The sequence below is a fragment of the Micrococcus sp. MS-ASIII-49 genome (assembly GCF_000946635.1).
In the GTDB taxonomy this organism is placed as follows: Bacteria; Actinomycetota; Actinomycetes; order Actinomycetales; family Micrococcaceae; genus Micrococcus; species Micrococcus luteus.
This window is the reverse complement of record NZ_JXSP01000044.1, coordinates 1-8392: the sequence shown is the minus strand read 5'-3', so window position 1 is coordinate 8392 and position 8392 is coordinate 1. Positions and strand designations below refer to the sequence as shown.

The 8392-nt window shown below is 74.8% G+C and carries 7 protein-coding genes and 1 tRNA gene; 5 read left to right on the top strand and 3 right to left on the bottom strand.

Annotated features, from left to right (window positions below; translation table 11 throughout):
- Positions 1–723 (top strand): SDR family oxidoreductase (locus SJ20_RS03180; RefSeq protein ID WP_044658922.1); only part of this gene is annotated, 723 nt, incomplete at its 5' end.
- 2 nt (positions 724–725) lie between these two features.
- Complete coding sequence (locus SJ20_RS03175; protein ID WP_044658921.1) at positions 726–1619, top strand: MaoC/PaaZ C-terminal domain-containing protein; 894 nt, start codon at positions 726–728, stop codon at positions 1617–1619.
- 67 nt (positions 1620–1686) lie between these two features.
- On the opposite strand, the gene malQ is transcribed toward SJ20_RS03175, so the two are convergent.
- Positions 1687–5196 carry a 4-alpha-glucanotransferase gene (gene malQ / locus SJ20_RS03170; RefSeq protein WP_044658920.1) on the bottom strand — a complete coding sequence of 1170 codons (3510 nt, stop codon included), beginning with the start codon at positions 5194–5196 and terminating at the stop codon, positions 1687–1689.
- 85 nt (positions 5197–5281) lie between these two features.
- A tRNA-Leu gene (locus SJ20_RS03165) sits at positions 5282–5365 on the bottom strand.
- A 116-nt stretch (positions 5366–5481) separates the two neighbouring features.
- On the opposite strand from SJ20_RS03165, the gene SJ20_RS03160 reads away from it, so the two are divergent.
- Positions 5482–6807: a M20/M25/M40 family metallo-hydrolase gene (locus SJ20_RS03160; protein ID WP_036384810.1), complete on the top strand. Its 1326-nt coding sequence runs from the start codon at positions 5482–5484 to the stop codon at positions 6805–6807.
- 51 nt (positions 6808–6858) lie between these two features.
- Here the strand turns inward: SJ20_RS03160 and SJ20_RS03155 are convergent, their stop codons facing one another.
- On the bottom strand, positions 6859–7098 hold the full coding sequence (locus SJ20_RS03155) for a DUF5703 family protein (RefSeq protein WP_036384809.1): 240 nt from the start codon (positions 7096–7098) through the stop codon (positions 6859–6861).
- Between the two features lie 93 nt (positions 7099–7191).
- On the opposite strand from SJ20_RS03155, the gene SJ20_RS03150 reads away from it, so the two are divergent.
- Together SJ20_RS03150 and SJ20_RS03145 are read left to right on the top strand one after the other, a co-directional pair.
- Positions 7192–7410, top strand: coding sequence for a hypothetical protein (locus tag SJ20_RS03150; protein WP_036315190.1), 219 nt, complete (start codon positions 7192–7194; stop codon positions 7408–7410).
- A 69-nt stretch (positions 7411–7479) separates the two neighbouring features.
- Positions 7480–8313, top strand: coding sequence for an undecaprenyl-diphosphate phosphatase (locus tag SJ20_RS03145; RefSeq protein ID WP_036315183.1), 834 nt, complete (start codon positions 7480–7482; stop codon positions 8311–8313).
- The last annotated feature ends 79 nt before the right edge of the window (positions 8314–8392 follow it).

The following is an 8392-nucleotide window of genomic DNA, read 5'->3' as shown; positions in this document are numbered from 1 at the left end:
GTGGTCACGGGCGCCGCCCGCGGCATCGGCGCCGCCATCGTGCGGACGCTCGCCCGCGACGGGGCCGTCGTCGTCGGCGTGGACGTCCCGGCGGCGGGTGAGGCGCTGGCCGAGGTCGTGAACGAGGTGGGCGGCACCGCGCTCGCGCTGGACATCACGGCGCCGGACGCCGGCGCGCGCATCCTCGAGCACTGCCGCACCCGGCACGGCCGGATGGACGTGGTGGTGCACAACGCCGGGATCACCCGGGACCGGATGCTGGCCAACATGGACGCCGCACGCTGGGACTCCGTCCTTGCCGTGAACACCACGGCCCAGCTGGCCATGAACGAGGCCTTCCTCGCCGAGGACGCCCGGGACGTGGCGGGTCAGGGGCTGCGCATCGTGGGCCTCGCCTCCATCTCCGGCATCGCGGGCAACCGCGGCCAGACGAACTACGCGGCCTCGAAGGCCGGGGTCATCGGCCTGACTGCGGCGTCCGCCCCGGTCCTCGCGGCCCGCGGGGGCACGATCAACGCGGTGGCCCCGGGCTTCATCGAGACCGAGATGACCGCGAAGATCCCGCTCGCCACGCGCGAGGTGGGCCGGCGGCTCAACGCGCTGCAGCAGGGCGGCCTGCCGCAGGACGTGGCCGAGACGGTGGCCTGGCTCGCCTCGGACGCCGCCGGCGGCACCAACGGGGCCACACTGCGGGTCTGCGGCCAGTCGAAGCTGGGGGCGTGAGGATGCAGACCACGCAGCTGTCCGCCCCGCCCTCCCTCGGCCGGCTCTACGTCCGGGCCGCCGGGCGGGCCGCCACGGACGCCGTCGTCCGTCGGCGCCGTCCCCGCGAGCTCCCGGACCGTCAGGTGGTCGTGACCGGCCACCGCATCCCGGCCGAGGCCGTGACCGCGTGGCGCGGGGCCGTCGGGTCCGCGGATCCGGCGGACCTGCCCTCGGTCCTGGTGCACACCCAGGTGTTCGGCGCGGCCATGGAGCTGATGGCCGACCCCGAGTTCCCGCTGCCCCTGCCCGGGCTGGTGCACCTGAGCAACACGGTCCTGCACCACCGGCCCGTCCCGGCTGAGACCGCCCTGCGCGTCACCGCGCGTGCGGTGGGTCTCGTCCCGCACCACGCGGGCACGGCCGTGGACGTCGTCGTGACCGTCGAGGGGCCCGGCGACGACGGCGGGGAGGCACTGCTGTGGGAGGGCGTCTCCCGGTACCTCGCCAAGGGCGTCCACCTCTCCGGCCTGCGTCCCGAGCGGCCCGCCCGCCCGGACTTCGTGCCCCCGACGCCGACCGCCCAGTGGCGCTTCGGGACGGGGGCCGGACGCCGGTACGCGGGCGTCTCCGGGGACTGGAACCCGATCCACCTGACGGGCGTCTCGGCTCGACTGTTCGGCATGAAGGGCGCGATCGCCCACGGGATGTTCCTGGCCGCCCGGATGCTCGAGGGCCGTGAGCCGGCCGGCGCCGGGTTCCGCTGGCACATCGACTTCGAGGCGCCCGTCGTGCTGCCGACCACCGTGGCCGTCCGCTACGAGCCCGGGCCCGACGGCGGCACGCGCGTGTACGGCTGGGATGCGCGGCGCCGGCGCCCGCACTTCTCCGGGGAGATCACTCCGCTCGAGTCCTGACGGCCACCGGGCCCGCGCACCGGCCCGCCGAGACTCGCTGTCTCGGCGGGCCGGTGCGTTCGGGCGGTCAGGCGTCCAGCCCGGGCGACCGCCGCGGCACGGCGGTGACGGCCTCGAGCAGCCCGTCCGCGTAGGCCTCCCACGAGTGACCGGCGGCGTGGCGCACGGCGCCGGTCCCCAGTGCCGCCCAGGCGTCACGATCCGCCAGGATCTCGGCCAGGGCATCGGCCCACGCCTCGGGGGTGCCCGCCGTCACGTGGCGGCCGGACACGCCGTCGAGGACCGCGTAGACCAGTCCGCCGACCCGGTGCGCCAGCACGGGCGTGCCGCAGGCCTGTGCCTCGAGGGCGACCAGGCCGTAGGTCTCGGACGCGCTCGGCATCGCCACGACGTCCGCCGCCCGGAACTGGGCGGCCAGGGCGGGCGCGGGCACCGGCCCGGAGAACGTCACCAGGTCGGCGACCCCCTCCCGCGCGGCCAGGCCCGCCAGGTCCAGCTCGTCGTCCCCCGAAGCGGCCCCGTTCACGTGCAGGCGCACCCCCGGGTCGGCGCCCGCGCCACCGGCCCGCTCGCGCAGCACCCCGAGGGCGGCCACGAGCAGGTGCGGGCCCTTGTGCCGCTGCACGCGGCCGGCGAACAGGACGCGCAGGGCCCCGTCGTCCTCCGGGGCGCCCGGCCACTGCGCGGCGCCCTCCGGCGTGAACGTCTCGAGGTCGGCCCCGGGGGGCAGCACCCGGGTGCGGGCGCGGGGCACGTCCAGCAGCTCGCGCAGGTCGGCGACCTCGGCGGCGGAGTTGACCACGAGCAGGTCGGCCCGCTCGGCGACCTCGCGCTCGGCCTCGATCCGCGCGGCCGGCTCGCGCAGCTCGGGGTCCTCGAGCATCTTCGCCGCCGCCGTGGTGTGCATGGTCTGCAGGTACGGGGCGTGCGCCGCCCGCGCCAGCGCCGCGGCGGTGGACCCGGAGAGCCAGTAGTGGCCGTGCACGAACGCGACGGGCGGGGCGTCCGCGCCACCGAGGACGGGACCGCCCGGCACGGCGTCCGAGGCGAGCCAGTCCAGGGCCGCGCGGGTGAACTCGGCGCCGAGTCCCGCCAGCTCCTCCTTGGGCACGGGAGCGGACGGCCCGGCGGCGAGGTCCACGACCGTGACCGGCGGGGCCTGCCCGCCGGCGTCCAGCATCCGGACCCGTGCGCCATCCGCTCCCACCGGCTCCTCCGCCCGGGTCAGCAGGATCATCCGCACGCCCCGGCGGGCCAGGGCCACGGCGGCCTGCCGCACGTAGACGTTCATGCCGCCGGCGTCGCCGCGGCCGGGCTGGGCCAGGGGGGAGGTGTGCAGGCTGACCCCGATCCCCACCGGCACGGACGCCCGCAGTTCGGCGTCCACGGCGTCGAACAGCCGGGCCGCCGACGCCGAGTCCGCCAGGTCCTCGACGGAGACCATCCGTCCGGCGCCGTCGCCGAGCGGCACAGTCCAGTTCGGGTACTGGTCCTGGAGGGTGCCGGGCTGGTTCTGGATGCGCCGCTCGCCCACGGCGTCCACGAGCGCCACGCTGTGCAGGGCCGAGGGCGCCTGCGCGAGCAGGCGGTGCAGGGCCACGATCTGGCGTTCGCGCACCTCGGGGCCGGCGTCGGGGACGTCTACGTCCGCCTCGGCGAGCAGCCCGCGCCGGGCCGCGGCGGCGAGGAACGCGCGCACCTCCTCCGCCGACCGGCGGCGTTCCTGGGCGACGTCCACGGTGTAGAGGCCCAGCCGTTCGTGCAGGTCCACCTGGACGCCCTCGAGGTAACCGGCCGTGGGCGGCAGGTCGTGCGTGTTCACCGCCGCCATGGCCAGCCGCCGGTAGCGCTCCGGCGGGGTGGGCTCGCCGTCCTCCTGTTCGAACCACAGGATCGACGTGCCGAGCACGCCGGCCTCGGCCAGGCGGCGCTGCACCCACGGCTCGAACGTGCCGAGGTCCTCGCCCACCACGACGACGCCGGCCCGCTCGGCCTCGAGCGTGAGCACGGCGAGCATCGCCTCGTGGTCGTATTCGACGTACGCGCCCTGGGTGGCACCGGTGCCCTCCGGGATCCACCACAGGCGGAACAGCCCCAGGACGTGGTCCATCCGGATGCCGCCCGCGCCGCGCAGCACGGTGCGCAGCATGTCCCGGAACGCGGCGTAGCCGGTCTCGGCCAGGCGGCGCGGATGCCAGGGGTGCTGCGACCAGTCCTGGCCCAGCTGGTTGAACAGCTCGGGCGGCGCGCCGACGGACATGGTCGGCACCAGCACGTCCCCGAGCATCCACGCGTCCGCGGTCTCGCGGGTCGCCCCGACTGCCAGGTCCACCATGACGCCCATGCGCATGCCGGCCGCCCGGGCCCGCTCCTGCACGCCGGCGAGCTGCTCGGCGGCGATCCACTGCACCCAGCGGTGCAGGTCGACGTCGGTCGCGCGTTCGACGCGGACCCGCTCCGCCTCGACCCCGCCCGGCGCCCAGGCCGGGTCGGCGAGATCGGGTCCGGTGCCGTCGCCGTCCAGCCGCAGGACGGACCAGAGGGCGAAGTCGTCCAGGCCCGGGCCGGCCTCGGCGCGGAACCGTGCGTAGGCGGCCTCGCGCTCGGGGGAGCGGGGCACCTCGTGCACGCGGCGCAGCGCGGGCCACAGGACGGCGGCGACGGCGGCCCGATCGATCCGGCCGGTGCGCTCCAGCTCCGCCTGGACGCGGGCGCCGGCCGACCGCAGCTCCGCCTGCTCCGCGGCGGGCAGGTCGGCGAACTCGGGGATCGAGGGCACGTGCACGACCAGCGCCGAGAGGAACCGACGGGAGACGGGGGAGTAGGGGGAGTCCGCCGGATGGGGGCCGGGCTCGATCGCGTGCAGGGGGTGCAGCAGCAGGAAGTCGGCACCGTGCCGGGCGACGATCTCGGCCAGGGACGCCATGTCCGCCGCGTCGCCGATGCCCCACGAGTCCGCCGAGGTCACCGAGTAGCCCTGCGCGGCCGCGCCCCAGCCGCGGCGCTCGAGGAAGGGACGCGCCGTGCTCAGCCGGGTCGGGGCGCAGACCAGGACCGCGGAGGCGGTGGAGCCGGAGCCGCTGGTCACCTCCAGCCGGTGCCAGCCCGGGGCGAGGTCGGCGGGGATCTGAACGTGGACGCGCTCGCGTTCGACGCCGTCCACGAGGCGGACCTCGGACACCGGCTCGCTCACGCTCACCTCGAGGGTCCGCCCGTCCTCCGTGCGCACGCGGGCCACGACCGGCTCGCCCGCGGCCACGTGGCACGGCACGGACAGGCGGTGGCCGGACCGGGCGGCCACGGTGGGCGGGAGCACGTCCCGCCAGGGGGCCGTCTCCGCCTCCTCCAGCGCCTCGGCCAGAGCGGCGACCCCGTCCGGACGGACCGACACCCCGAGGGCGGCGAGCACCTTCACGAGGGCCTCGTCCGGCACGGTCTGGGCCGAGCCGTCCTGCCCGACGTACTCGGGCTGCACCCCGTGGGCTCGCGCGAGCCGGTGCAGCAGTGCGGGGGCTTCCAGGGCCATCAGGTCCTCCATGCCGTCGTGCGGTTCCACCGACGGCGCCTGCCGTCGCACAGACACCACTCTAGAGGGGACGCCGGTCCGGGGAACACGCAGGGCCCCGGTCGTGACGACCGGGGCCCTGCTGCTCGACGAGCGGTGCGCGAGGGGGGACTTGAACCCCCACGTCCTTGCGGACACAGCGACCTCAACGCTGCGCGTCTACCAATTCCGCCACTCGCGCTCATCGGTGGAGCCCTGGGAGAGGCTCCGTCGCCCACCGCGTTCCGGTCCTGTCCGGTCCGTCCCGCTCCGGGCAACTCGAGAAAGATAGCACGGGTTCGGGCTAGGCTCAAAACCATGGTCGAGAACATCGAGAACCCCGCCCGCTCGCGCCCCGAGGACCGCGTCGTGGAGATCTGCCGCGACCTCATCCGGATCGACACCACCAACCGCGGGGGCAACGTCTCCGTCGGTGAGCCTGAGGCCGCGGAGTACTGCGCCCGGCTCATGACCGAGGCGGGGATGACCCCCCGCTTCTTCGAGTCGGCGCCGGGCCGGGTCTCCGTCGTCGGGCACCTGCCGGGCTGGGATCCGGAGGCGCCGGGGCTCGTCATCCACGGGCACACGGACGTGGTCCCCGCCGAGGCGGACGAGTGGAGCGTGGACCCGTTCGGCGCCGAGCTCAAGGACGGCATGATCTGGGGGCGCGGCGCCGTGGACATGAAGGGCATGGACGCCATGGTGCTCGCGGTGCTGCTGCACCTGGCCCGCACGGGCCGCCGGCCGCGGCGACCCCTGACGGTTGCGTTCTTCGCCGACGAGGAGGCCGGCGGCGTCTACGGCGCACGCTGGGTCGTGGACCATCACCCCGAGGTGTTCGACGGGTGCACCGAGGCGATCTCCGAGGTGGGGGGCTTCTCCACCGAGGTGCACGGCTCGCGCGCCTACCTCGTGCAGACCGCGGAGAAGGGGCTCGCCTGGCTCAACCTCACCGCGGAGGGCGCCCCCGGGCACGGCTCGGCCCCGCACCCGGACAACGCGGTCACCCGGCTGGCCGGCGCCATGACCCGCATCGGCGGGCACGAGTGGCCGCTCGTGTACACCAAGACCACGCGCGCGCTGCTCGAACAGGTGGCCGAGATCATGGGCGTGGACTTCGACGAGACGGACCCGACGCCGCAGCTCGACGCGCTCGGGCAGGCCCGTTCCTGGGTGGCCGGCACCCTGCGCACCTCGTCCAACCCGACGGGGCTGACCGCCGGCTACAAGCACAACGTCATCCCGTCCTCGGCCACCGGCACCGTGGACGTGCGCCTGATCCCCGGGGAGGAGGAGTCCGCCCTCGCCACGATCGCCGAGCTCGCCGGTCCCGACGTGACCATCGCACCCGAGCACCGGGACGTCGCCCTGGAGACCCCCTTCTCCGGGGACCTGGTGGAGCTGATGATCGCCTCGCTGCAGGCGGAGGACCCCGAGGCCCAGGTGCTGCCGTTCATGCTCGGCGGGGGCACGGACAACAAGTCCCTCTCCCGGCTGGGCATCACCGGCTACGGCTTCGCGCCCATGCGCCTGCCCGCCGACCTGGCCTTCACGTCCCTGTTCCACGGCATCGACGAGCGGGTGCCCGTGGACGCGCTCGAGTTCGGCTGCCGGGTGCTCGAGCGGATGCTGGAGCCGCGCTGATCCGGGCCGCGGGCGCGACGACGGCCGGGGCGCCGTCGTCGCGCCCGCGCCTCAGACCGTCTGCAGGGTCGAGGCCACGCGCATCACCCGGCGGCGCATCCAGTAGCGGCGCGCCCCGTCGCGGTAGTGCACGGAGCGCTGCAGCTCCCATTGGCCGTACTCCGCGTGCTCCACGAGGCGCCGCCGGGCGTCGGCGAGGGACTCGTGGGCGGCGACCGTCATCACCAGGTACTCCCACTTCTGTCCGCGGGAGATCGCGTCGAGGGTCGAGGACATCAGCTGTTCACGCACCCGCCCATCCTGGCAGACGGCGTCGGGTCCGGCGGCCGGTCCCGCACGGCCCACCCCTGGCCGCGTCACCGGCCACCGGGTTACCGTTCACCCATGAGCTCTGACGCCCGCATGGCCCTCGAGGCCCTCACCACCGCCCTGAACGAACACCTCGTGGCCGCGCAGAACAAGCGGGGCGAGGACGACCCCGCCGTCGAAGCCGCCTTCTTCGCCGTGGCCGACGCCTTCGAGGCCTACGAGGACGCCCTGTACGCGGACACCGAGGAGGTCACCCCGCTCGACCTCTTCGACGACGAGGACGACGACGACTGACCGTCCTGCTCGTGACGGATCGCACGGCCCCGGGTTCCCACCCGGGGCCGTGGCGTACAGTGACCCTCCGTGACGTGGATCGAAGCCATCATCCTGGGCCTGGTGCAGGGCCTCACGGAGTTCCTGCCCATTTCCTCCTCCGCCCACATCCGCATCGTGGGCGAGTTCCTGCCCTCCGCGACCGACCCGGGGGCGGCCTTCACGGCCATCACGCAGCTCGGCACGGAGCTGGCGGTCCTCATCTACTTCTGGCGCGACATCACCCGCATCATCGGCCGGTGGTGCGCCGCGGTCACGGGGCGGATCCCGCACTCGGACCCCGATGCGCGCATGGGCTGGCTGATCATCGTGGGCTCGATCCCGATCGCGGTCCTGGGCCTGCTGCTGGAGGACTGGATCGACACGGAGTTCCGGTCGCTGTGGATCACGGCGACCATGCTCATCGTGTTCGGCGTCCTGCTCGCCCTGGCGGACCGGCTCGGCCGTCAGACCAAGCCGCTCGAGAAGCTCACCGTGCGGGACGGCGTCCTCTACGGCCTGGCCCAGGCCCTCGCGCTGATCCCGGGCGTCTCGCGCTCCGGCGGCACCATCGCGGCCGGCCTGGCCATGGGCTACACCCGGCCCGCCGCCACCCGCTACGCGTTCCTGCTGGCGGTGCCCGCCGTGTTCGCCTCCGGCCTGTACAAGCTGTACACCTCGCTCACCGATCCCGGCACGCAGGGCCCGTACGGCATGGGGGAGACGCTGGTCGCGACCGCGATCGCCTTCGTGGTGGCCTACGCGGTCATCGCCTGGCTCATGCGCTTCATCAGCACCAACTCGTACCTGCCGTTCGTCTGGTACCGCATCCTCCTGGGCGGCGTCCTGTTCGCCCTGCTGGGCGCGGGCGTCATCAGCGCCTGAGCCCGCTCCCGCCGCCGGGCATGGCGGCCCGGCACCGCCGAACCACCCCGATCTGAGGAGTCCCGTGAAGTCCTGGAGC

What these genes read in the sequence shown, in the direction of transcription:
- SJ20_RS03175 (WP_044658921.1), top strand. Translation starts at nt 726, where the DNA reads ATGCAGACCACGCAGCTGTCCGCCCCGCCCTCCCTCGGCCGGCTCTAC.
- SJ20_RS03160 (WP_036384810.1), top strand. Translation starts at nt 5,482, where the DNA reads ATGGTCGAGAACATCGAGAACCCCGCCCGCTCGCGCCCCGAGGACCGC.
- SJ20_RS03150 (WP_036315190.1), top strand. Translation starts at nt 7,192, where the DNA reads ATGAGCTCTGACGCCCGCATGGCCCTCGAGGCCCTCACCACCGCCCTG.